18 protein-coding genes, 1 tRNA gene and 2 pseudogenes are annotated in these 24,883 nt (G+C 54.4%); 20 read left to right on the top strand and 1 reads right to left on the bottom strand.

Going from position 1 to position 24,883, the window contains the following annotated elements; genetic code table 11:
• Positions 1 to 18: 18 nt before the first annotated feature.
• Positions 19 to 963, bottom strand: coding sequence for a transposase (locus AXA67_14270; GenBank protein ID KXJ39617.1), 945 nt, complete (start codon positions 961 to 963; stop codon positions 19 to 21).
• Positions 964 to 1,595: 632 nt separating this feature from the next.
• Between AXA67_14270 and AXA67_14265 the strand changes: the two genes are divergently transcribed.
• The 20 genes and pseudogenes from AXA67_14265 to AXA67_14170 all read left to right on the top strand — a co-directional run bounded on the left by AXA67_14265 (position 1,596) and on the right by AXA67_14170 (position 24,498).
• Positions 1,596 to 4,148: a nitrite reductase gene (locus AXA67_14265; GenBank protein KXJ39616.1), complete on the top strand. Its 2,553-nt coding sequence runs from the start codon at positions 1,596 to 1,598 to the stop codon at positions 4,146 to 4,148.
• 177 nt (positions 4,149 to 4,325) lie between these two features.
• Complete coding sequence (locus AXA67_14260; protein KXJ39615.1) at positions 4,326 to 4,697, top strand: nitrite reductase small subunit; 372 nt, start codon at positions 4,326 to 4,328, stop codon at positions 4,695 to 4,697.
• On the top strand, positions 4,694 to 5,602 hold the full coding sequence (locus AXA67_14255; protein KXJ39614.1) for a hypothetical protein: 909 nt from the start codon (positions 4,694 to 4,696) through the stop codon (positions 5,600 to 5,602). Before AXA67_14260 ends, AXA67_14255 begins: the two co-directional genes overlap by 4 nt.
• A 171-nt stretch (positions 5,603 to 5,773) precedes the next feature.
• A pseudogene (locus tag AXA67_14250) lies at positions 5,774 to 5,941 on the top strand (AbrB family transcriptional regulator).
• A 397-nt stretch (positions 5,942 to 6,338) separates the two neighbouring features.
• Positions 6,339 to 7,796, top strand: a complete 1,458-nt coding sequence (locus AXA67_14245) for an MFS transporter (GenBank protein KXJ39621.1) — start codon at positions 6,339 to 6,341, stop codon at positions 7,794 to 7,796.
• Positions 7,797 to 7,862: 66 nt separating this feature from the next.
• Entirely contained in the window at positions 7,863 to 9,551 is a 1,689-nt protein-coding gene (locus AXA67_14240) for a protein kinase (protein KXJ39613.1), read from the top strand.
• 287 nt (positions 9,552 to 9,838) lie between these two features.
• Positions 9,839 to 13,639 (top strand): annotated as a pseudogene (locus AXA67_14235) (hypothetical protein).
• A 177-nt stretch (positions 13,640 to 13,816) separates the two neighbouring features.
• Positions 13,817 to 14,200, top strand: a complete 384-nt coding sequence (locus AXA67_14230; protein ID KXJ39612.1) for a GxxExxY protein — start codon at positions 13,817 to 13,819, stop codon at positions 14,198 to 14,200.
• A gap of 57 nt (positions 14,201 to 14,257) precedes the next feature.
• A complete protein-coding gene (gene narH, locus AXA67_14225) occupies positions 14,258 to 15,841 on the top strand; it encodes a nitrate reductase (protein KXJ39611.1) in 1,584 nt (527 codons plus the stop codon).
• Between the two features lie 145 nt (positions 15,842 to 15,986).
• Complete coding sequence (locus tag AXA67_14220; GenBank protein KXJ39610.1) at positions 15,987 to 16,502, top strand: hypothetical protein; 516 nt, start codon at positions 15,987 to 15,989, stop codon at positions 16,500 to 16,502.
• Positions 16,503 to 16,736: 234 nt separating this feature from the next.
• Complete coding sequence (gene narI, locus AXA67_14215) at positions 16,737 to 17,435, top strand: nitrate reductase (protein ID KXJ39609.1); 699 nt, start codon at positions 16,737 to 16,739, stop codon at positions 17,433 to 17,435.
• A 79-nt stretch (positions 17,436 to 17,514) separates the two neighbouring features.
• A complete protein-coding gene (locus tag AXA67_14210) occupies positions 17,515 to 18,084 on the top strand; it encodes a hypothetical protein (protein KXJ39620.1) in 570 nt (189 codons plus the stop codon).
• A gap of 1 nt (position 18,085) precedes the next feature.
• Entirely contained in the window at positions 18,086 to 18,604 is a 519-nt protein-coding gene (locus tag AXA67_14205; protein KXJ39608.1) for a hypothetical protein, read from the top strand.
• 130 nt (positions 18,605 to 18,734) lie between these two features.
• Positions 18,735 to 18,824, top strand: a tRNA-Ser gene (locus AXA67_14200).
• Between the two features lie 25 nt (positions 18,825 to 18,849).
• The gene (locus tag AXA67_14195; protein KXJ39618.1) at positions 18,850 to 19,275 is read left to right on the top strand and encodes a hypothetical protein; all 426 of its coding nucleotides are present in this window, start codon (positions 18,850 to 18,852) and stop codon (positions 19,273 to 19,275) included.
• A 5-nt stretch (positions 19,276 to 19,280) separates the two neighbouring features.
• The gene (locus tag AXA67_14190; protein KXJ39619.1) at positions 19,281 to 20,267 is read left to right on the top strand and encodes a hypothetical protein; all 987 of its coding nucleotides are present in this window, start codon (positions 19,281 to 19,283) and stop codon (positions 20,265 to 20,267) included.
• A 68-nt stretch (positions 20,268 to 20,335) separates the two neighbouring features.
• Complete coding sequence (locus AXA67_14185; GenBank protein KXJ39607.1) at positions 20,336 to 20,773, top strand: hypothetical protein; 438 nt, start codon at positions 20,336 to 20,338, stop codon at positions 20,771 to 20,773.
• A gap of 2 nt (positions 20,774 to 20,775) precedes the next feature.
• Positions 20,776 to 21,885, top strand: coding sequence for an alanine dehydrogenase (locus AXA67_14180; GenBank protein ID KXJ39606.1), 1,110 nt, complete (start codon positions 20,776 to 20,778; stop codon positions 21,883 to 21,885).
• 180 nt (positions 21,886 to 22,065) lie between these two features.
• Positions 22,066 to 23,250 carry a hypothetical protein gene (locus AXA67_14175; GenBank protein KXJ39605.1) on the top strand — a complete coding sequence of 395 codons (1,185 nt, stop codon included), beginning with the start codon at positions 22,066 to 22,068 and terminating at the stop codon, positions 23,248 to 23,250.
• 486 nt (positions 23,251 to 23,736) lie between these two features.
• Positions 23,737 to 24,498: a hypothetical protein gene (locus tag AXA67_14170; GenBank protein ID KXJ39604.1), complete on the top strand. Its 762-nt coding sequence runs from the start codon at positions 23,737 to 23,739 to the stop codon at positions 24,496 to 24,498.
• Positions 24,499 to 24,883: the final 385 nt, after the last annotated feature.

Below are 24,883 nucleotides of genomic sequence, written 5' to 3'. Positions count from 1 at the left end.
GAGCAACCGTGTTCCCTGTCAAGCCATTTTTGGCGTCCAAGGGGTGTTATTTTTAATCATGGCGTTCATGATGGTGAGCAACTTTCTCATGCAGGCGACGATGACAACCTTAGGCGGCTTGCCAGCCTGCCTCAAGCGCTCTGCAAACGCCTTAATCACCTCATTGCAACGCTTCGCCGAAAGCGTCGCCATGTATAGCACAGCTCGCACCTCGGCCCGTCCCCCCCAGATGAATCGCTTGCCCCGGCGCTTGCCGCTGTCGTTTGCCAATGGCGCCACTCCTACCAAAGAGGCGATCTGGCGGCGGTTCAAGGTGCCTAGCTCCGGGCATTTGGCCAACATGGTCAACGTAGTCACCGGACCAACACCCGGTATGGTTTTGAGCAAATCATCTTTGGCACGCCAGATTGGCGACTGGCGTAATCGTCGCTTCAGATCCCGGTCCACGTCGTCAATTTGCTTGTCAAGCCATTGAATATGATCCATCAAGCTCGCTTTCATGGCCTTGGAGACCGCCGTATCGAGCCGCTGACTTTCCTGGACCCGAATCTCGATCAGCTGTCGCCGCCGATTCAGCAGCTCCCCCAAGGCGCGGCTGCCTTCGTCCTTGAGTGGGCGAACAGGAGGACGAATGGCCTGGGCAAAGGCTGCCAGTACCGCGGCATCCACTCGATCTGTTTTGGCCAAATGTCCACTCGCCTTGGCAAAATCACGCACCTGTCGGGAATTGACCACCGCCACCGGCAGACCCCGACCAGCCAGACTGGTCGCAATGAGGGTCTCCATGCCTCCGGTAGCCTCCAACACAATCAGGGTCGGTTGAAGATCATGCAGATGCTGCACCAACTGTTCAACGCCAGCCTCGTCGTATGCCCCTTGCCTACTCGTTCCGCAAGGGGCTATGCGAACATCCAACCTCGTTTTGGATACATCAATGCCAACAAAGGATTCTATGCGGTTCATCATGATTCCCTGCCTTGCAAAATGCGGGGTCATCGCCCCAAGCAACCGTTCGGGTTATGGAATGAAAACCGCTGCGACGCTCCGCGCTCTCCCACGGGCTCTGCTTCCCAGAGGGCCATCGAACTATCGCACCGGACCAAATCAAGTTCTTCATGGTGGATACAATATACAAGGGTATTCCGGGCAAGTGCATAACATCAGTTAATAATTTAAGCGCGTAATCCATAATGCCCTCGTCATTCCGCAAAAGTGCGCATGAGCTTTTACGGATGATTCCGCGGGGATAGACTCTATCGGTACGAAGCCACCCAGCACGCACTGGCATTTGGATTCCCGCTTTCGCGGGAATGACGCCCGGAGAGAAGCGCTTGATTCACAAGATTCCGTGCGATGAAACCTGAAATTGGCTTGCAGGTCATTGTCACTCGTAAATGGGTATAGGTAGGGTTATATATTCCCGTGTACCGATACCGCTTATTTGACCAGAAAAGGGCGATTTTATTTTTGATTGCACCAAATCGGTGCGCCGGCTGTCCGGATCAAATAATTTCATTCGCAATTTTTCGCGCCTAAAGCATGGCACACTTTGTGCTTTGTCTTTTTACAATTCCACTTATCCGTTAGGCAAATCCATGCAACGTAGAAAACTCGTCATCATCGGCAATGGTATGGTTGGTCACCATTTTATTGAAGCACTGGTGCAAACCGATGCCGCCAACCAGTTTGAGCTCATTACTTTTTGCGAGGAACCCCGCCTTGCTTACGACCGGGTCCATTTGACTTCTTATTTTGAAACCCGCGATCCCGCACAGTTGGCGCTTACAACCGAAGATTTTTATAAGCAGCATGGCGTTACCGTGCACGTGGGAGACAAGGCAGTGGAAATTGACCGGACCCGGAAAATCGTGCGTTCGGAAAAAGGCGTTGAAGTGCCCTATGACCTTTTGGTATTAGCCACGGGTTCTTTTCCTTTTGTGCCACCGGTACCGGGTCATGACCGTGAAGGTTGTTTTGTTTATCGTACCATTGAGGATCTGGAGGCGATCACAAGAGCCGCAGAGCAGGGTAAGGTCGGCGCTGTTGTTGGCGGTGGTCTGCTGGGGCTGGAGGCGGCCAAGGCGTTGCAAGATCTCGGACTGGAAACCCATGTGGTGGAATTCGCGCCGCGCCTGATGGCGGTCCAGCTCGACGAAGAAGGCGGTGCCATGCTGCAGCGCAAGATTGAAGCGCTGGGCGTTGGGGTGCATACCAGCAAGAACACCCAGAACATTTCAGAGGGCAAGTTCCAACGTTTAAAGATGGAATTTGCCGACGATGATGAACTGGAAACCGACCTGATTGTATTCTCCGCTGGCATTCGCCCCCGTGATGAACTGGCCCGCCAGGCCGGCCTTGAGGTGGGGCCCCGGGGCGGCATTGTCATCGACGATCATTGCCGTACTTCCGATCCCGATATTTTCGCCATCGGCGAGTGTGCCCTGTGGAATAACCGGATTTTCGGCCTCGTGGCCCCAGGCTATCAAATGGCGCGGGTTGTGGTGGATGTCTTGAGTGGCAAGGAGGCAAGTTTTACCGGCGCCGATATGAGCACCAAGCTCAAGCTCATGGGTGTGGAAGTAGGCACGATTGGCGATTCCCACGGTAGCAGCCAGGGAGCGCAGAGCTATGTTTACAAAAACGAGCACGATGAAGTATATAAACGCCTTATTGTCAGCGAGGATGGCAAACACTTGCTTGGCGCGGTGCTGGTGGGTGATTCCAGCGCCTACGATACCCTGTTACAGTATTACCTTAATGGTATCGAACTGCCCAAAGCGCCTGATTCCCTTATCCTGCCAAGCGTTGAGGGTGCTGCCACAGGTCTTGGTCCTGATGCATTGCCGGAAAACGCCACCATTTGCTCATGCCATAACGTTACCAAAGGGCAGATTGTCGCTTGCATAGACAACGGCATGGTGGCGTTGGCTGATATCAAGGCGGAAACCAAGGCTTCCACTGGTTGTGGCGGCTGTGCTGCCTTGCTCAAATCAGTCGTGGACAACGAGCTGGAAAAGCGTGGTCTCGAAGTCAAGAAGGACATTTGCGAACACTTCCCCTATAGTCGCCAAGAGTTGTACCACATCATTCGCGTTGAGCAAATCCGCACCTTTGATGAATTGCTAGAGAAACACGGCAAGGGTCTGGGTTGCGATATCTGCAAGCCAGCGGTGGGGTCGATTCTGGCTTCCTATTGGAACGACTACGTGCTCTCAGACAAATATTTCAAGTTGCAGGATACCAATGACTATCGTCTCGCCAACTTGCAAAAGGATGGTACTTATTCGGTGGTGCCCCGGGTGCCGGGTGGGGAGATTACCCCCCAGCAACTCATAGTCATTGGCGAAGTAGCGAAGAAGTACAATCTTTATACGAAGATTACCGGGGGCCAGCGCATCGACCTGTTCGGCGCCCGCCTGGAGCAGTTGCCCCACATCTGGAAGGATCTGATCGACGCCGGCTTCGAGAGTGGCCACGCCTACGCCAAGGCGGTGCGGACCGTAAAATCCTGCGTCGGCTCCACCTGGTGCCGCTACGGGGTTCAGGACAGTGTGGGCATGGCGATCTACTTGGAGAATCGCTACAAGGGCATCCGCGCCCCCCACAAGATCAAGATGGCGGTTTCTGGCTGCACTCGCGAGTGCGCCGAAGCACAATGTAAAGACATTGGGGTGATTGCCACCGAGCACGGTTGGAATCTGTATCTATGTGGTAACGGCGGTATGAAGCCGCGCCACGCGGATCTATTCGCCACCGATCTGGACGACGAATCCTTGATAAAATATATTGATCGCTTCATGGCTTTCTACATCCGTACCGCCGACCGCCTCCAGCGCACGGCTACCTGGCTGGAAAATCTGGAAGGTGGCCTCGATTACCTTCGCGAAGTCATCATCGATGACAAGCTGGGTATCTGCGACGAACTGGAAAAGCAGATCCAGCACTTGGTCGAGACCTACGAGTGCGAATGGAAGAAGACCCTGGAAAACGAGGAAGTCATGAAAAAACGCTTCCGTTTCTTTGTCAACGCCGACGAGAGCGACGACAATGTGGTCTTTATTGAAGAACGTGGCCAGATTCGCCCGGCGACGCTGGAAGAAAAACGCCAGCTCAAGGGCATTCCCATCGAGCTGGAAGAGGCTTCTTAAATTACTGGTTCACCGCAGAGGCGCAGAGAACGCAGAGATTATTTAAGGTTTTCTTCATGCTCTATTCAGGCGTAGCCATCGGTTTTTCCTATGGCTGAAATGACTAAAGCTTAAATTCTAATCTCTGCGTTCTCTGCGCCTCTGCGGTAAAACAATATTTCAATCTAAAGGATCGATATGACCGAAACCACGGCAACTCCAACCAAAACTTGGTTTGACGTTTGTAGCATTGATGAATTGGAACCGGATGCGGGTGTCTGCGCCTTGTTGGAAGGGCGGCAAGTCGCCATTTTCTATATCCCTAAACTGGATCAGGTGTTTGCTATTGGCAATTATGACCCTTTCAGTCACGCCAACGTACTGTCGCGGGGGCTGACTGGCGATATTCACGGTGAACCCGTCGTTGCATCGCCCGTCTACAAACATCATTTCAGTCTCAAGACCGGCCGCTGTATTGAGGATGAGTCGGTAGCAGTACCCTGCTATCCGGTACGTATCGAAGAGGGTAGGGTTTTGATTCAAATTCCAGCGCAAAGAGATAACCCATGAAGACCTATTCCTATTACATTGCCGATGCCTTTACCCAGCAGCCTTTCAGCGGGGCGCAAATTGGCGTTTTTCCCGTGGCGGAGGGTTTGAGCGACCGGCAGATGCTGCAATTGGCTGGGGAGCTTAATTTGCCTCAGACCATCTTTCTGCAACCTGGCGGTGAGGAAGCCACATGGCGGGCGCGGATCTTCAATCCCCGCAGGGAAATGAATTTCGCTGCTCAGACACTGGTTGCCGCCGGTTATGTGCTGAATCATATCAATGCCGATGTTTTGGCCGAAGACAACTTAACGGTGGCCACTCGCCGCGGCGTGCTGCCTCTTTTTTTCTTTCGAGATAACGGCCATTTGAAGTTGGTGACCTTTGCCATGACTGTGGAACCGGTTGTAGACTTGTTCGCGCCACCATCGGAAGAGCTTGCGCAAATGTTAGGGTTGGAGACACGGGAGATTGAAACCAAACGGTTTACCCCTAGAATCGCCTCTGCCGGACGGCCGTTTCTCATTGTGCCGCTAAAGGATAGCGAAGCGGTTCGCCGCGTCCGTTTCGATTTCAAAACCTGGGCGCAGTCCACTGCGCCGGCTACCGCCGCTCAGGAAATCTTGTTGTTTAGCCCGCGTACTCATCGCGCCGAGGTGGATTTCCATGCTCGCCTGGTAGGCCCTGAAATCGGTCCCAAGGAAGATCCGCCCGTGGGGGCGGCGATGCCGGCTTTCTGTGGCTATCTGTGTTCCCATGCCCATATCCGTAAGGGTACATACGTATTTACCGTTGAACGCGGGGCTGAAGGCAGCCGCCGCAGCTTGCTTAATCTGGAGATGGATCATAAGGGCCGCGACCGGCTGAATCTTCGCATTGGTGGTGAAGCGGTGGTCGTGGCCGAGGGAAACATCTGCATGCCTTGAATGAAATTTTCTCCGTTCTTCACCAGGGTTCGTCATTTATTCAAGTCGAATCAGACCACCTGACCCTACAATCAATCCTTTACGTGTTTAAACGACGTGGTACTGGTTTTTCACAGGAAAAGTGGACATTTATGCCCACGCTTACCTTGAATGTGGCATGAGGCTAGGTAAATGGCAGTCAGAGAAAATGAAATCCTGGTGGGCGCTCAGGGGCGGATAGTCATTCCCGCGGCTTTTCGCAAGACCTTAAAATTGAAACCCGGTGACCGGCTGATAGTGCGGCAGGTGGGTGACAGCTTGGTGCTGGAACGTCGGGAAACCGTGGAAAAGAGACTACGGGCTGTCCCTGGCTGACCGAGCCTGTCTGGCTTTGGCGGCGGATAAGGCACTCCCTGCGCTCACTGCGGACAGAACCTGGGTTGAACTGGATATCGATCTTGAAATCCGGCTGCTTTGCTGATAGCGATTTCTTTTTCCTGCCACAGGCCCTCATGATCCCAATCCTATCGGGTTGCATTTCCACTGGTAGAACCTCTTTATCCACAACATGCCCATAAATACCTTTTCATGATGCACACCCGTTGTGCCGAATGCATCCAGCATATCGATTTAATGCACCAACACGGTGCATATGGCGATTGGCAAGCTTTATACCGTTTGCAGCAGGGTTCTTAATAATTGGCATGAGTTGTGCTTTTACCTTGTGTAACTGATATCAACAATGCCGAAATCCAATATGACTGAACGTTTTACCTTTTTTTCTTTTTCTGGCCGGATGCGTATATTGCATCTGACGTGGCTGGCTTTTTTTATCAGTTTCTTTGTCTGGTTCAACCACGCGCCGCTGATGGCCTCGATTCGGGAGAGCTTTGGTCTTACTGCCCAACAAGTCAAAACCTTGCTGATTCTTAATATCGCCTTGACCATTCCGGCGCGGGTTATTGTAGGTATGCTGGTGGACCACTTCGGCCCCAAGCGGGTATTTTCCGGGCTATTGTTTCTTGCCAGTTGGGTGTGCTTTGCTTTCGCCTTTTCCCAAACCTTTGAGCAACTTGCCTTGAGTCGATTCTTGCTCGGTTTCGTGGGTGCTGGATTTGTGATTGGCATTCGCATGATCAGCGAATGGTTTCCGGCCCGCGAGGTAGGGTTGGCGGAAGGCATCTATGGCGGCTGGGGGAATTTCGGCTCGGCGGCCGCCGCCTTGATACTCCCCACACTGGCTTTGATCTATGGTGGCGAGAACGGCTGGCGCTACGCCATCGCTACTACAGGTGGCATCGCCATGATTTATTCTGTTATCTACTTCTTTTCCGTTTCCGACACTCCCAAGGGTTCCACTTACTTCAAACCCAAGAAGACCGGTGCAATGGAAGTCAGCTCCGTGGGTGACTTTTTCTTCTATCTGTTGATGAATCTGCCGCTGTATTTGGCCTTGGCTTTGCTGACCTGGAAGCTCAATAATTTAGGATTGTTCACCGCCGCGTTGGCTAACGTCCTATATATCATCCTGAGTCTGTTATACGCCTATCAGATCTATCACGCAGTTAAAGTAAACCATCGGGTATTCAAGGAGTCAGTGCCAGAATTTGACCGCTACAAGTTCAGGCAAGTGGCGATTTTGAACCTGGCCTACTTCATTGCCTTCGGTTCAGAATTGGCGGCAGTGTCGATGTTGCCTCTATTTTACAAAGATACCTTTGGCGTCAGTGAGGTTTTGGCGGGCGCTTTAGCGTCTGGTTTTGCCTTCATGAACTTGGTGGCGCGGCCCAGCGGCGGCCTTTTCAGCGACAAGTTCAGCCGCAAGGTGACGCTCATGATTCTAATGGTTGGTATTGGCATCGGTTTTTTGATTCTGAGCCATATCGACAGCCGTTGGCCATTGGCGTTGGCTGTGGCAGCTACCATGATGTGCTCTTTCTTTGTTCAGGCTGCCGAAGGGGCCGTGTTCGCCATGGTGCCTTTAATCAAACGCCGCCTGACAGGACAAATTGCCGGTCTGACCGGCGCCTATGGCAACGTCGGAGGTGTGGTATTTTTAACAGTCTATTCCTTCGTTGATGCCGCCACTTTCTTCATGGTTATCGCCAGCGCCGCTTTGGCGGGCATGATTGCCGCTTTGTTCTTGGAGGAACCCAAAGGACACATGGCCGAAACGCTGCCTGACGGAACGGTGCAAATGATAGAGGTCGAATAGAGGTTGTCACACTCCCCTTGGGCGCGGGAACTAACGGCAACCCGCGCCGTTTTTTTTTGGTAAGCCATGACGGATTTTGAACTAGAGATCGGACAGCACTCGGAAACCGGCAGGAAAAAGGACAATCAGGATTCTTTTGGGGTTTTGATTCCGGATGAACCGGAGGTGACCTATAAAGGCATTGTGGCGGTGATTGCCGATGGCGTCAGCGGTTGCGAGGACGGCAAAATCGCCAGCGAAAGCTGTGTGAAAAGCCTGTTGCACGATTACTATGCCACGCCCGATTCCTGGAGCGTCAAACGGTCAGTGGAAAAAGTCCTGCTGGCAACCAATCGCTGGCTCTATGGTCAAGGAAGCCAGCCGGGCAGTCTTGCCAGCACCCTCAGCGCATTGATTGTGAAGTCCAGTACTGCTCATATCTTTCATATTGGCGATAGTCGCATTTACCGTCTGCGCGGTGGCCGGTTGGAACAGCTGACGCAGGATCATAGTTGGGGGAGCGGTGAAAACCAGTATCTATCACGGGCCATGGGCATTGATCTGCGCCTGGACATTGATTACCGCTCTTTGGCGGTGGAACCGGAAGATATCTTTATTTTTACCACCGATGGCGTGCACGAATACGTGTCTTCCGAGGTTATTGTCAAAGCCATCGAAGAACATGAAGATCTCAATCAGGCAGCCTATGAATTAGTGCGGCAAGCCTACGATGCCGCCAGTCCCGACAATCTGACCTGCCAAATTATCCATTTTCGCCAATTGCCGGTTCCTAGTGAGCAGGAAGTCCTGCTTAAACTGTCAGAATTGCCCTTTCCGCCATTATTGGAGGCGGGAATGAAGCTGGATGGTTACCGTATTGTCCGCGAAATCAGTGCCAGCAAGCGGGTGCAGATTTATTTGGCGATCGATGAAGAAAGCGGTGACAAAGTAGTTCTCAAGACCCCTTCACCCAATTTCGAAGACGATCCCATCTACATCGATTTATTCTCCCACGAAGAATGGGTCGGTAGCCGGATTCAGAGCCCCCATGTAATGCGGGTTTTCAAACCCAAGCGGCGCCGTTCCTGTCTTTATCTGGTGAGCGAATATATTGAAGGGGAAACCCTGCGCCAGTGGATGGACGAACACCCCCAGCGTGATTTCCAGCAAGTGCGTGAGCTTGTGAGCCAGATTGCCAAGGGCCTGCTGGCCTTCCATCGCCTGGAAATGCTGCACCAGGATCTCAAGCCGGAAAACGTCATGATTGACCGGGATGGTATTGTCAAACTCATCGATTTCGGTTCGGTCAAGATTGCAGGTCTCGAGGAAGTCAGCAGTCCTCTCGAGCGGATTCAGTTGCTCGGTACCAAGCATTATGCCGCGCCGGAATATTTTTTGGGTTATGGGGGATCATCCCGGTCAGATCAGTTCTCCTTGGCGGTCATTGCTTACGAATTGCTCACGGGCCGCCTGCCTTATGGGGAAAAATATGGAGAAGGTAATATCACCCGGGTAAAATATATTTCAGCGCGGCGCTGGAATCCGGAAATTCCGGTATGGATGGATCGGGCCTTGGAAAAAGCCTTGAGCATAGACCCTGACAAGCGTTATCCAACTTTATCCGAATTTCTCCACGACCTGGAAAAACCCAATCCCAATTTTCTCCAGCAAGACCGTCAACCCCTATTGGAAAGAGATCCAGTAGCTTTTTGGAAAGTGACGGCGCTGGTTTCCATGATGGTTAACGTTTTATTGTTGCTACGCTGGTTGCTATAGGAAGCGCTGAATATTTCGGTGATTCCCGCGGTACAGGGAAGTCCCGTCAGCAAATCCGCTTGAGACAAGTGCACGGCGTTTGCCAAAAAGCCTTTCACCGCGCCTTAAACATTAGGATTCGCTTTAACTCGAGGGTATTGCATCATAGCGGGGAGAGAATTGCTTGGATGCACCACTTTTGTGCGCTTTCCTTACCAAAATCGTGGGTTTTAAAACCGTGTGCTATCAAAATTTAAATGGCATAACAATTGCTTTCGTTTTTTATAAATTAAACAACAGGTAAATCGATGAGCCATTTCTTCGACCGCCTCAAATTCTTCAAGCAAAAAAAAGACACCTTCGCCGACGGCCACGGCGTGGTCACCCGTGAAGACCGCCAGTGGGAGGACGCCTACCGCAACCGCTGGCGCTTCGACAAGGTGGTGCGCTCCACCCACGGGGTCAACTGCACCGGCGGCTGCTCCTGGAACATCCACGTCAAGAACGGCCTGGTGGCCTTCGAGATCCAGGCCACCGACTATCCGCGCACCCGTCCCGACCTGCCCAACCACGAACCGCGCGGTTGCCAGCGCGGCGCCAGTTACTCCTGGTATCTGTACAGCCCCCACCGGGTCAAGTATCCGCTGATCCGCGGCCGCCTGCTGGACCTGTACCGGGCCGAGCGGCAAAGCGGCAAGGACCCGGTAGAAGCCTGGGCGGCGATCCAGGCCGACAGCGACAAACGCCGGCAGTACACCGCGGTGCGTGGACTGGGCGGCTTCGTGCGCGCTTCCTGGGACGAGGTGGTGGAGATCATCGCCGCCGCCAACGTCTACACCATCCAGAAATGGGGCCCGGACCGCATCGCCGGCTTCTCGCCGATCCCGGCGATGTCGATGATCTCCTACGCCGCCGGCAGCCGCTACCTGTCGCTGATCGGCGGGGCCTGCCTGTCGTTCTACGACTGGTACTGCGACCTGCCGCCGTCCTCGCCCCAGGTGTGGGGCGAGCAGACCGACGTGCCGGAGGCGGCCGACTGGTACAACTCGGGCTACATCATCGTCTGCGGCGCCAACCTGCCCATGACCCGCACCCCCGACGCCCACTTCTATTCCGAAGTGCGCTACAAGGGCACCAAGGTGGTCGCCATCGCCCCGGACTACGCCGAATACGTCAAGTTCGCCGATCTGTGGATGCCTGCCAGACAGGGCACCGACTCGGCGGTGTTCCTGGCGATGTCCCACGTGGTGCTGAAGGAATTTTTCGTCGACCGGCCGACGCCGTACTTCCTCGACTACGTGCGCACCTACACCGACATGCCCATGCTGGTGCGCCTCGACGACCGCGGCGACGGCTACGTCCCCGGCCGCTTCCTGCGCGCCTCGGATTTCGACGACGCCTTGGGCCAGGACAACAACCCGGAATGGAAGACGGTGGTGTTCGACGAGAATACCGGGAACATCGTCGCCCCCACCGGCTCCATCGGTTTCCGCTGGGGCGAGGAGGGCAAATGGCACCTGGAGCCCAGGGACGGCGCCACCGGTGAGGACATCACCCCGCAGCTGAGCCTGGTGGGCAATCCCGACGAGGTGGTCGCGGTCCACTTCCCCCGTTTCGACAACAGCGATACAAATCCGCCGGGAGCGGATTTGGACGCACGCAGTGCGCCCGCAGGGGGCTCGCCAGGGAAGGTGAGCATCAACACCCTGGTCCGCAACGTCCCAGTACGCAGGCTCAACCTGAATGGCGAGGAAGTCCTGGTGGCCACGGTGTTCGACCTGCAACTGGCCCACTACGGCGTCGATCGCGGTCTGGGGGGCGAGGTGGCGACCAGCTACGACGACGACCTGCCCCACACCCCGGCCTGGGCGGAGAAGATCAGCGGGGTCAAACGCGCCGACATCATCCGCACCGGGCGCGAGTTCGCCGACAACGCCGCCAAGACAAGGGGCAGATCCATGGTGATCCTGGGCGCCGGGGTCAACCACTGGTACCACAACGATATGACCTACCGGTCGATCATGAACCTGCTGCACCTGTGCGGCTGCGTCGGTCAGTCCGGCGGCGGCTGGGCCCATTACGTCGGTCAGGAGAAACTGCGGCCCCAGGCCGGCTGGGCACCCATCGCCTTCGGCCTCGACTGGCACCGCCCACCGCGGCAGATGAACGGCACCAGCTTTTTCTACTTTCACACCGACCAGTGGCGCTACGAAACCCTGTCCGCCGACGAGGTCATGGCCTCCACCGCCAGCGGCAAATGGCGCGGCCATACCCTGGCCGACTACAACGTGGTCGCCCAGCGTCTCGGCTGGCTGCCCTCGGCGCCCCACTTCAACAAAAACCCGCTGGAGATCGTGCGCGAGGCCGAGCAGGCCGGGGCCAAGACCGAAGCGGAAGTCGCCGCCCACGTGGCCGAACAGCTCAAGGCGGAAAAACTACGCTTCGCCTGCGAAGACATCGACGCCCCGGAAAACTTCCCGCGCAACCTGTTCGTGTGGCGCGCCAACCTCCTGGGCAGCAGCGCCAAGGGCCACGAGTATTTTCTCAAGCACCTGCTCGGGGCCCAGAACGGGGTGATGCAGGATGTGCTCGACCCGGCGCGGGCGAAGGAGATCGAATGGCGCACCCCGGCGCCGATCGCCAAGCTGGACCTTCTGGTGGACATCAATTTCCGCCTCAACTCCACCGGCGCCTACTCGGACATCATCCTACCGACGGCGACCTGGTACGAGAAGAACGACCTCAACACCACCGACATGCACCCCTTCATCCACCCGCTAACCGCGGCGGTGGGTCCGGCGTGGGAGTCGAAGTCCGACTGGCAGATCTTCAAGACCATTGCCAAGCGCTTCTCCGAACTGGCGGAACAGCACCTGGGTACCCAAAAGGACCTGGTGGCGATTCCGATGATGCACGACTCCCCGGCCGAAATCGCCCAGCCCTTCGAGGTCAAGGACTGGAAGAAGGGCGAGTGCGAACCGGTACCCGGCAAGACGATGCCGATTCTCAAAGTGGTAGAGCGCGATTTCGCCAACACTTATAAGGAATACACCTCCCTCGGCCCGCTGCTGGATAAGCTGGGCAACAACGTCAAGGGCATCGACTGGGAGACCGGCGACGAGATTGAAAAACTAAAAGTGATCTGTGGCACCATCGAGGAGGAGGGGGTCAGCCAGGGGCGGCCATCGCTTTCCGAGGATATCGCCGTGTGCGAGTCGATCATGACCCTGGCGCCGGAGACCAACGGCCACGTGGCGCTGAAGTCCTGGAAGGCGCTGGAGAAGAAGACCGGCCGCAGGCACACCCACCTGGCCGAAGCCCGCGCCGAGGACCACATCACCTTCCGCGACATCGTGGTCCAGCCGCGCAAGATCATCACCGCCCCCACCTGGAGCGGGATCGAGTCGGAGGAGGTCAGTTACACCGCCGGCTACACCAACATCCACGAGTACATCCCCTTCCGCACCCTGACCGGCCGGGCCCAGTTCTACCTGGATCACGAGTGGATGCGCGAATTCGGCGAAGGCTTCTGTACCTTCCGCCCGGCGGTGGATCTGAAGGCCACCGGCCCCCTGCGGGAACGCCTGAAGGACAAGCCCCACCTGGTGCTCAACTGGATCACCCCCCACTCCAAGTGGGGCATCCACAGCACCTACAACGACAACCTGCGGATGCTGCACCTGTTCCGCGGGGGACCTGTGGTCTGGGTGGCAGAAACCGACGCCCGAAAGATCGGCCTCAAGGACAACGACTGGGTCGAGGCGGTCAACAGCAACGGCGCCACCGTGGCCCGGGTGGTGGTGAGCCAGCGCATCCCGGAGGGGATGGCGATGATGTACCACGCCCAGGAAAAGATCGTCAACGTCCCCGGCTCGGTCACCACCGGCAAGCGCGGCGGCATCCTCAACAGCGTCACCCGGGTGACGGTCAAGCCCACCCACATGATCGGCGGCTACGCCCAGTTCAGCTACGGCTTCAACTACTACGGCACCGTCGGCTCCCAGCGCGACGAGTTCGTGGTCCTGCACAAGATCGCCGACGAGGAGGTGGACTGGCTGGAACGGGAACTGACCCCCGAGCGCGAAGCCCAGCTCAATCCGGAAGGGGTGCCGCAGGGGGCCTACCCTGCCATTGATCCGGGCTTCGAGGAAGCGCCGGAACGGGAGCCGGAGGTGGAATTCAACGGGAAATGAGCGTCTCACCGCAGAGGCGCAGAGAGCGCAGAGAAAAAATTAATAATTTAAAAAACTCTGCGTCCTCTGCGTCTCTGCGGTGAATTAAATTAAATGGAAATTAACCAAATCACTCGCTCGATTATCGGTGCCGCGCTGGAAGTTCACCGAGTGCTGGGACCTGGATTACTGGAATCGGCCTACGAGGAATGTCTCGCCCATGAAATGGATCTGCAGAATATTCCTTACCGGCGCCAACATCCGCTGCCGGTCGATTACAAGGGCAAACGCCTGGACTGTGGCTACCGGCTTGATTTTCTTGTCGCCGAATGGGTGGTCGTGGAACTAAAGGCTGTCGAACAACTACTGCCGATCCATGAGGCCCAGGTGTTGACTTATCTCCGCTTGGGCAACTGGCCTCTGGCCCTGCTGATCAACTTCAACGTTCCGGTGCTCAAACGCGGTATCCGCCGGATCGTCCTGAACCTGGAGGAATGAAACCATGAAAAATCTCTGCGCCCTCTGCGTCTCTGCGGTGAACTCAAGAGGTCAACGATGAAAGTACGCGCCAATTTCGCCCTGGTCTTCAACCTGGACAAGTGCATCGGTTGCCACACCTGCTCGGTGACCTGCAAGAACGTCTGGACCAACCGCAAGGGGGTCGAGTACGTCTGGTTCAACAACGTCGAATCCAAGCCCGGCATCGGCTACCCTAAGCACTGGGAGGATCAGGAAAAGTGGCACGGCGGCTGGGAGGTCAAGAACGGCAAGCTGCAGCTGAAATCCGGCTCGCGCCTCAAGCGTCTGGCCAATCTGTTCGCCAATCCGGACCTGCCCACCCTCGACGACTACTACGAGCCGTTCGACTACGACTACGCCAACCTGCAAAGCAGCCCCCTCAAGGAGGCCGCCCCGGTGGCCCGCCCCTATTCCCTGATCGACGGCCACGTGCTCGACAAGATCGAATGGGGCCCCAACTGGGAGGACGACATGGCGGGTGAGTTCGACAAGCGATCCCGCGACGTCAACTTCAAGGAGGTGGAAAAGCAGGTCTACGCCGAGTTCGAAAATTCCTTCAATATGTACCTGCCGCGGATCTGCAACCACTGCATCAACCCCTCGTGCGTGGCCTCGTGCCCGTCGGGGGCGATGTACAAGCGCGAGGAGGACGGCATCGTCCTGGTGGACCAGAACCGCTGCCGCAGCTGGCGCATGTGCGTCTCCAACTGTCCGTACAAAAAGGTCTATTACAACTGGGAATCGGGCAAGGCGGAAAAGTGCACCGCCTGCTACCCGCGGGTGGAGGCCGGGCTGCCGACGGTGTGTTCGGAAACCTGCGTCGGCCGCATCCGCTACAACGGCATCATGCTCTACGACGCCGACCGCATCGCCGAGCTGGCGGCGGTCGAGGACCCCAAGGACTTGTACGAGGCCCAGCGCCAGATCTTTCTCGATCCCCACGATCCGGAAGTGATCGAACAGGCCCTCAAGGATGGCATCCCCCAGTCCTGGATCGAGGCGGCACAGAAATCGCCGATCTGGAAGCTGGCAATGGACTGGGAGGTGGCCTTCCCGCTCCATCCGGAATTCCGTACCCTGCCGATGGTGTGGTACGTGCCGCCCCTGTCGCCGGTACAGGCCCAGATCGACCAGGGGAATCTCCCGGTCCACGACGACGGCGTGATTCCCAAAGTGGAAGTGCTGAAGCTACCGGTCCGCTTCCTCGCCAACTTCCTCACCGCCGGCAACGAGGAACCGATCGTCCGCGCCCTCAAGCGGATGCTGGCGATGCGCAGTTACATGCGTTCGGTGACCGTCGAGAACCAGCCCAACACCCGGGTGCTGGAGGAGGTCGGACTGACCGAAGCGGAGGTGAAGAAGATGTATCACCTGATGGCGATCGCCAACTACGAGGACCGCTTCGTCATCCCCACCGCGCCGGAATACCGGGCCCACGAGGACATCTACGCCTTCCAGGGCCAGATGGGCTTCTCCTTCGGTAACGAGGGCTGCAGCGTCAGCGCCTACGAAAGCGGCTGCTCCCTGTTCCCCGAGAAAAGGAAGGGCGTAGCCCAGCCGATCCAGTTCACCCCCATGAGCGAACTGAAAAAACCCAAAACCACCAAGGTGGAAGGATGACGGCCCGCTCACCATCATACCGGCGGGGGCGGGGAAGGTTCTGTCAGCGGCCAGGGAGGGCTACACCGGGCCTAAATGCAGGGACGCATTTCGGTCCGGCAGACCCTTCCCCGCCCTCGCAAGACTCACCGAGAGAGGACAGAGCATGAGCGCGGAAACCCTGACCGCCCCGCCGCTGCTCTACCGCCTGCTGGCGCGGCTGCTGGAGTATCCGGATCAGGAACTGGCGGCCCACCTGGACGAGATCGAGGCCGTATTGGCGCAGCTGCCGGAGGAAGCCCGCATGGTCATCGGTGATTTCATTGTCTGGGCCAAAAGCATGCCACTCACCGACTGGCAGGCCCGGTACGTGCGCACCTTCGACCTGACCCCGGACACCAGCCTGCACCTGACCTGGCATTTGTTCGAGGAACAGGACCGCCAGCGCGGCATGACCCTGGCCAACCTGGCCGAGTTCTACAGGAAACAGGGGCTGGAGATCGACCGCGGCGAGCTGCCCGACTACCTGCCCCTGATTCTGGAATACGCCTCCACCCTGCCCCAGGGCCAGGGCGGCATGTTTCTGGCCCAGTGCCAGCAGGCGCTGGAAGTGCTGGCGGACAATCTGGCCAGGACGGAAAGCCCGTATGGGCCGTTGGTTAAGTTGTTGATTGATGATTGATGTTCACCGCAGAGACGCAGAGTAAATGTACCGTGAAAGATACATGGTGGGCAGGGAGCAGGGGAGTGGTTTTCGGGACGCCGTGAATCCCTCCCTGGAGGCTCGGACGCGGCCATCCAGGCCGCGTACGCCCTCAAACCACTCCCCTGCTCCCTGCTTGGTTCTTCCACAATCTGATCATAAATCGAAGAACTCTGCGCCTCTGCGGTGAAAAAATAGAAACTGGAGATACCTATGACCTTTTCACATTTTCTGTTCGGCATCTATCCCTTCATCGCCGGCACCGTGTTTCTGGTCGGCAACATCCTGCGCTACGACCGTGAGCAGTACACCTGGAAGGCCGACTCCAGCCAGCTGCTAGAGAAGGAACAGCTCAAAACCGGCAGCCGCCTGTTCCACGCCGGCATCATCATGCTGTTCTTCGGCCATTTCGCAGGGCTCTTGACCCCGCATCAGGTATTTCTCTCTTTGGGTATTTCCGACATGGTCCACCAGATCATCGCCATCGCCGCCGGCACCCTGTTCGGCACCCTGTGCATGATCGGCGGGGTGATCCTGTGGCGGCGGCGCATGTACCACCCGCGCATCCGCGCCACCAGCCGCTCCATGGACATATTCATCCTCGACTGGTTGCTGGTGACCCTGGGGCTGGGCCTCATCACCATTCCGGTGTCGGTCTATCACGCCTTCCAGGGCGATGCCGAAATCATGGTGCGGCTGGCCGACTGGGCCCAGAGCATCGTCACCTGGTCACCGCGCCCGGAACTGCTGGACGAGGTCCCCTTCATCTACAAGCTGCACCTGTTCTTCGGCTTGACCGTGTTCCTGCTGTTCCCCTTCACCCGCCTGGTGCACATCCTCACCATCCCCATCAACTATCTGTGGCGGCCGTATCAGGTGGTGCGGACCAAGCTTGTGCATTATCTGCGGTGAGTTCTTTCATCGCCGGGACACGGAAGGCGCAAAGTTGGTATGATTGTTTCGTATTGTGCCAATAGCAGAGGTAATGCCCATGAACGTGGCCGAACTTTCGACGAAAACCAAGCAATGGTGCTATGAGGATTACCTGCAACTGGATGACGAGCAGCGCTATGAGATCATCGAAGGGGAATTGCTGATGGTTCCCGCGCCTTCTTCCTTTCACCAGTGGTATTCCCACAACCTTGAAATCCTGTTGACCGAATTCGTGCGGGAACACGACCTGGGCTATGTCTTCGACGCCCCCATCGATGTCATTCTCAGCCCCGACAACGTGGTTCAGCCGGATCTCCTGTTCATCGCCAAAGCACGCCGGGAGATCATTCAGGAACGGGGGATCTTCGGCGCCCCGGATATGGTGGTGGAGATCGTCTCCCCTTCCTCGGTTCACCGCGACTATCACGCCAAACAGAAGCTCTACGAGCGTTTCGGCGTGCGGGAATACTGGCTGGTAGACCCGGGTAACCGGGCAGTGGATGTGCTGGGACTGGGCGATGAGGGTTACACTTCGGTCAGCTTCGCCAGTGAAACCGGAGAAGTCAACTCCCAGATTCTGGAAGGACTGACCGTGTCCCTGGAAGCGATCTTCCAGACCGAAATCTGACATGCAAATCCGCTTCATCGACCCGGCGACAAATTTTTCCGATGGCATCAAAGTCATCCGCGCCTATCACGATCATCTGCTTGAACAAGGCCAGCGCTTGCTCGAACTGATTAGCGCCATCGAGGCACAGGGCGTCGATGCCGACAGGGCTAGCCATTTGGCCGGGCTGTACGCCTATTATCAAAGGGCCAACGTTCTACATCATCAGGACGAAGAGCGGGCCTTGTTTCCTGCCATCATTGGCCAGGATCTGCTCATTGACGGCATGATTGAGCGTTTGACCCTGGATCACGAGGAAATCGAGGAAAGTTGGCGGGTGCTGGAAATTGATCTGAAAGCCATACTCGAATGTCACGATGTGCCAGATCAACTGGGGGTGAAAGCTGCCCGTTTCGAAAAGCTTCAGCGGGAACATCTGATCCGTGAGAATGAAGATTTCTTGCCTTTGCTCGAAAAACGATTAACGCCGGCGCAACGGATTGAGATGGGTCGCGTCATGGCTTCCATACGTAATCATTAAATGCCTCCTGCTTCCACCCCCGAAAAAGCAAATGGATAGGTGATGAGCGGATTGTCTTTGGTAATGGCGGAGTCTGTTGCCAAGTGGTAACATTTCCTCAGTGTTGAGCCAGCGCGGCTCCTGGTTGCAAGGAGAGGTGCCGGAGCGGCCAAACGGCGCCGACTCGAAATCGGTTGGGGCTTGACGGCCCACGCGGGTTCGAATCCCGCCCTCTCCGCCAATGTTTCATTGATTCCAAACAGGCTATGTGGGTACAAAAAAGAATCACCTTGTCTCCCAAACGCCGGGGATTTCACCTGATTACCGGCGAGTTGGAGGCGCAGCTTCCGGAATTGCGCGATTTCAAAATCGGCATGGCGCATTTTTTCCTTTGCCATACTTCTGCTTCATTGACGATCAATGAAAATGCCGATCCCAGCGTGCGCGCGGATATGGAATCTCATTTTCTTCATTTTGTTCCAGACGATGCGCCCTATTACCGGCATGTATTGGAGGGTCCCGATGACATGCCCGCTCATATTAAATGTTCGTTGCTTGGTGTGTCAGTGACGGTTCCCATGGCAAAAGGCAGATTGTCGTTGGGAACCTGGCAGGGGATTTATTTAGGGGAGCATCGTAACCACGGTGGCAGCCGGACCATTATTGCTACCTTGCAGGGACTAAGCCCTTGAAAAAAATACTTCTGGCCGGGGACATAGGCGGCACCAAGACATGGGTTTCCCTTTGGGAAGCGGGTCGGCATGGTGTTGTCTGTCTGCTGGAAAAACAGTTTGCCAGTGGTGATTTTGATCGCTTTGAAGATCTCTTGTCCGAATTTTTGCGTGAAACGCCGGGTCTTGTGACTGCCGCCTGTTTTGGAGTGGCAGGTCCTGTGGAGCAAGGGATTTGCCATACCACCAATTTGCCTTGGCTTCTTTCTGAAAAAGCATTGGCAGATTATCTGCCCGGTGCCAAAATCAAATTACTCAATGATTTGGAAGCGGCCGCTCATGGAGTTATCCGGTTGTCGGAAAACCAATTGCTGGAACTCAATCCAAATGCCCAGAGCAAGATCAATGCAAACCGGGCAGTCATTGCTGCGGGAACGGGATTGGGCGAGGCGTTGATAATCCGCCACGGCAGTCAGGATATTATTGTCGCTACCGAAGGGGGGCATTGCGATTTCGCGCCCAATTCACCGCTTCAAGACCTTTTGCTGGCGAAGCTGCGCAAAGAGTTGGGTGGCCACGTGAGCTATGAAAGGTTGGTGTCTGGGCCTGGGTTGGCTGTCATCTATCAATTTTTGCGGAAAGAGGGGGTTGCTCCAGAAGCTCCCACACTTGCCGCTAGTTTGGCAAAGCAAGATCCTGCACCGCTGATCAGTGAATGGGGGTTGGAAAAAGGCGACAAGTTGTGTCTTGAAACGCTGAATTTGTTTGCTTCTCTGTATGGGGCGGAAACTGGCAATCTGGTCTTGAAAAGTTTGGCCCTGGGAGGTGTCTACCTGGCGGGGGGTATCGCAGTGAAAATTCTGCCTATTCTCCAGCAGGGCGAGTTTATGCGGGCATTTTGTGATAAAGGACGGTTTGGTTCCATGTTGGCCCAAGTGTCCGTTAAAGTGGTCTTGAACCCAAAAGTTGTGCTGGAAGGGGCCAAACAGGTGGCATTGCAACTAATCGAATAGAGCGTATGTTCTTATATCAACACTTGATGGCTTAATTTTAATTTCAATTAATACGGGGGAATTTTCTAATGAAAAAAACATGGGTTGTGGTTGCCGAAAGCAGTCGTGCGCGGATTTTTCAGGCAGAGAGCCGATTGAAACCAATGAAAGAAATTGAAGGACTCGCCCATCCTGAATCCCGGGCGCGGGTGTTGGATATCAATGCTGACAACGCTGGCCGTGCTTTTGACAGTGCAGGTCAGGGACGGCATGCCATGGAAAACGAAGTCGATCCCAAAAAGCACGAGGCGGAAATGTTTGCCAAGCAAATTGCCGACCATCTCGATAAAGCCCGGGCTAAAGGGGAATTTGAAGCGTTGATAGTGATTGCCCCACCGGAATTTCTTGGGCTGCTGCGTAAACATGTCAACCCTGTTACCACCAAAACCATGGCCAAGGCAGTGAGCAAGAATCTGGTGCGCGATCCGGAAGAAGTGATCCGTAAAGCTGCCCTGGAGCTTGAATAGTAATGAAAATCGGCGTTCCCAAAGAAACCAAGACCGAAGAATACCGGGTCGCGTTGACGCCTGAAGGCGCTGGCACCTTAGTCAAGGCAGGCCATCAGGTATGTGTTGAACATGATGCCGGCTTGGGGTCGGGTTTTACGAATGCTGAGTATCAGACAGCTGGGGCGTCGATTGGAACTCAGTCTGATGCTTGGGACGCTGAATTGGTGCTGAAAGTAAAAGAACCTTTGCCCCCGGAATATCCTTTTTTACGGGGGCAAATGGTGTTCACCTATTTTCACTTGGCGGCCACGCCGAAATCTTTGCTGGAAACCTTATTGCAAAGCCGTACCACGGCTATTGCCTATGAAACCTTGGAAGACGAGCAAGGGAGGTTGCCCCTGCTGGCACCCATGAGCGGGGTGGCGGGCAATATGGCCACTTTGATGGGCGCCTATTATTTGGCCCGCTTTAATCGGGGGCGGGGCACTTTGCTAGCGAAGGTGCTGGGTGTGGGTTACGGCAAGATTTTGGTTATTGGAGACGGCGTGGTCGGTCAGCACGCTGCGCAACGCGCCTGCGCCATGGGAACCGAAGTTGTCATGGCGGGATTGGATGAAAAAAGAGGGGAAAAACTCCAACAAGAGATTGGCATCACTCGTTATATCCTTTCGTCACCGGAAACCATTGCTAAAGAAATAGTGGAAGCCGATTTGGTCGTGGGGGCAGTGCTGCTTCGCGGCGCCCGTGCTCCCCACGTGGTGACCGAAGCAATGGTCAAGACGATGCCTGCAGGTTCGGTAATTGTTGATGTCAGTATCGATCAAGGCGGCTGTATCGAAACTTCCCGCCCAACGACCCATGCAGATCCCGTTTATATCTTGCACGACGTTATTCATTATTGCGTTACCAACATGCCGGGGGCCTATCCCCGTACTTCCACTATTGCCTTGACCCGGGCGACATTGCCTTATGTTTTGAAACTGGCCAATGAAGGGTTGGCAGCAGCGGTGCAGACGCCAGGATTTGCCAAGGCGGTGAATACTTTTCAGGGCCGGATTACTTGCCAGGCAGTAGCGCAGGCTTGGAATATGCTTTCTCGCTACCGGCCATTGGTGCACTTGCTTAAATAAATAATTTTTGATTTGACGCCAATTTAGCACATAAATGCGCTACAAAAACAAATTGTAAACAATGTTTTTATTTAAAGGGAATTTTCCCTTGTAGTGTTTTTGTGTTTCGCTTAGGCTTAATTTTTCCACAAACAAGCAGCGCTTGTTTGTGTTCTGATTTAGCGGTGGGGCAGTCAAATCTTGGACGATAAAGCCGAGTCTTCACAATCCGACCCCAAGTGGCCTAACGGCATTCGCCTTGCATTTAGTTCGCCGGAACTAGAAGAAAAGTTTCAGCGCCAATACTTTGACCGCCATTGGAATCAAAACCGTGTCGCCATTTGTTTTGGTCTGGTTTTATTTGCGTTGTTTGGTTTTGTCGACTGGGTAGTAGGTGGCGATTACTGGCAGACCATATTGTTAATTCGTTTGGGTATTATCCTGCCTTTGCTGATGATATTGCTGGCAGCTTTTTTCGTGCGCAATATATCCGAGCGCTACATGCCACAAATGACGTTTCTTGCCCTGTTGATTTCCGGCAGTGCTATTGTGGTGATGAATACGCTGCTGCCCGATGAATTTCAAAATCTGCATTTTACGGGCCTGCTGGTTACCATGATTGTTGGCTTGGCGTTTTTTCGTACCGACTTCCGCTGGCCAGCGGTTGCCGCAGCAATCACGTTTATTTTTTATCTGCTTGTAACATGGAAAATTCATCCGTTGCCCTTTCCGTTGGTATTGGCCTCATTCCATTTATTTGTCACGGCTTTTCTTGGCATGCTTTATATTTGCTGGTCTTTGGAGCTAAAAGAACGGCAGGCTTTTTTAATGGCACAGCGTTTGCGGGAGCTGGCGCATACGGATGAACTAACCGCTCTGGCCAATCGCCGTGCTTTCATTAATCACTTTCATGCGGAGTGGCGCCGGGCATTACGCTACCACAATATCTTAGCGCTACTTCTTATTGATCTGGATCATCTCAAGTGGATTAATGATACCTATGGGCATCATGCAGGGGATAAAGCACTTCAACAACTCGCTAAAATTCTGGCAGGATATGCTTGCCGGCCAGGCGATATAGCAGCCCGTCTAGGGGGTGATGAGTTTGTGCTTTTACAATACGGTGCTGAGCCTGCTAGGGTGAAAAAAATGGCAGCAAATTTGGCTAAAAAAACAGCCGTGCTTTTGCTACCTGACAGCAACCGGGAGATATGCCTTACTACAAGCATCGGCCTTGTCACTGCCATCCCAACCCAGTCAATGACACCAGAGCTATTGTTGAAAATGGCGGATGAAGCTTTATATGAGGCGAAACAATCCGGCCGCGCCCGGGCGGTACACAAACATTTGCAAGAACCAGTACGTCAGCAAGCAACGCTTGTTTGATATCGAATATGAAAGAGCCCGGGTTATAAATTGCCATTTCTGGATATCAAACACGAGAACCACTAGTTAGTGGAGCCAAGTATTTTGATTTTTTATAGGATGGGAACAGGTTTGAAGTTGGGCATGGACTCTAGCGGGGTTATTGGTTCCTTTAACTTCAGTAGCAAGTAAAAGATGAACAAGACCGCGTAGAGGACTAAAAGCCAGAAAACAACCCAGACAATCCAAAATATCAAAGTTGCCATGGGCGGCACCTCGTTGATTAGCGATTTTCACCGTTTAAACGATTGTATGGGGTGACCTGAAGGGGCACAAGAAAAAAACCGAATGACATAGAAGTCACACCACCAACAGGCCGACTATAAGACTGCAATCGGTTCTAATTTCGTCAGGAACCCATGAACAACTGAGCGGACTTATGTAAAAGTTCCCTTATCGACAGCAAAAAAAAACAATGCTGCATTTTTCCACGCTAGAATTTATAATTTGTTGCGTGATGACAAAAAAAATTGCCAAATGACAACAAAGAGACTTCCAGCAAAAAGCCTGTTGGTGACGTATTTATTCTCCATTATCTTTGTTCTCGGTTTTTCTCAAAAGATATCTGCGGCGCACACATTCCAGGACCTTGAGCACATCGGGCAGCGGTGGGATGAGATCACCTATCATTGGCCCAAAAAGCAAAGAATGGCAGGATTGACAGAATTACTAAGCGATATCCAAAACTTGAAGCAATCTAATCCTGAGAAACCGGAATTACTTGTTTGGGAAGCTATCGTATTAGTCAGTCGGGCAAGCTTAAATCCCGGATTAGGCATACTTGGCGAACTAAAATATACTCGGGATTTGCTGCTTCATGCCATAGAACTCGATCCTGAAATTATGGATGGCGCTGCTTATTTGGCCCTTGGATGTCTGTACTACAAAGTCCCGGGATGGCCACTATCTTTTGGTAACAGCGAAAAAGCAGCGCACTATTTTCATAAGGCGCTCGCCTTGAATCCTAAAGGGATTGAAAGTAATTATTATTATGCGGATTATTTGAGAAAAATTGGAAAAGCCCAGCAGTCATTCAGATATTATCAAAAGGTTGCCGATTTGCCTCTTGATCCAGCGCAACCTTATCTCTCGCAACGCCTGAAAGAAAAAGCGCGTCACAAACTGACAAAGTTGGTGGCGCAGGTTTCAACCATAGTCATCAAATCTATGGAGAAGCCGGATTATTCTGGAGCGGAACCACAACGGTAAAGGCTCCGCGGATATCTCCTACCTTGAAGCCTTTAGCCTGATCATCGGGGTAAAGCTCTTTGAGTGTTTGTTCTATTTCTGGTGTTAGTTGTTCGCCATTTTAGCCACAGCCTGGCGAGCTTTTTCTTCAAGGTGACTATTTTGCTTCACAGGATCCTGGGAGATGGCATAAGTTTTCATCGCGAACAGAGCGATGGCGGCCATAATTACTTTAAAGCGCATGGTTTTTCCTTCCTATTCCGTTAACACAAAAATTATATTACTGTTTGCTCATGAAGCCTTATGTTATTTTGCTTTTTCTGGGTATTTTGATCTCAGCTTGTGGTTCTCCAAATCAGACTGGGGCGGTAGGGCCTGTTACCTGAGTTATGATCGAAAGTGGTGT

The organism is Methylothermaceae bacteria B42, from assembly GCA_001566965.1.
Taxonomy (GTDB): Bacteria; Pseudomonadota; Gammaproteobacteria; order Methylococcales; family Methylothermaceae; genus Methylohalobius.
This window is presented reverse-complemented; position numbering and strand designations above follow the sequence as displayed.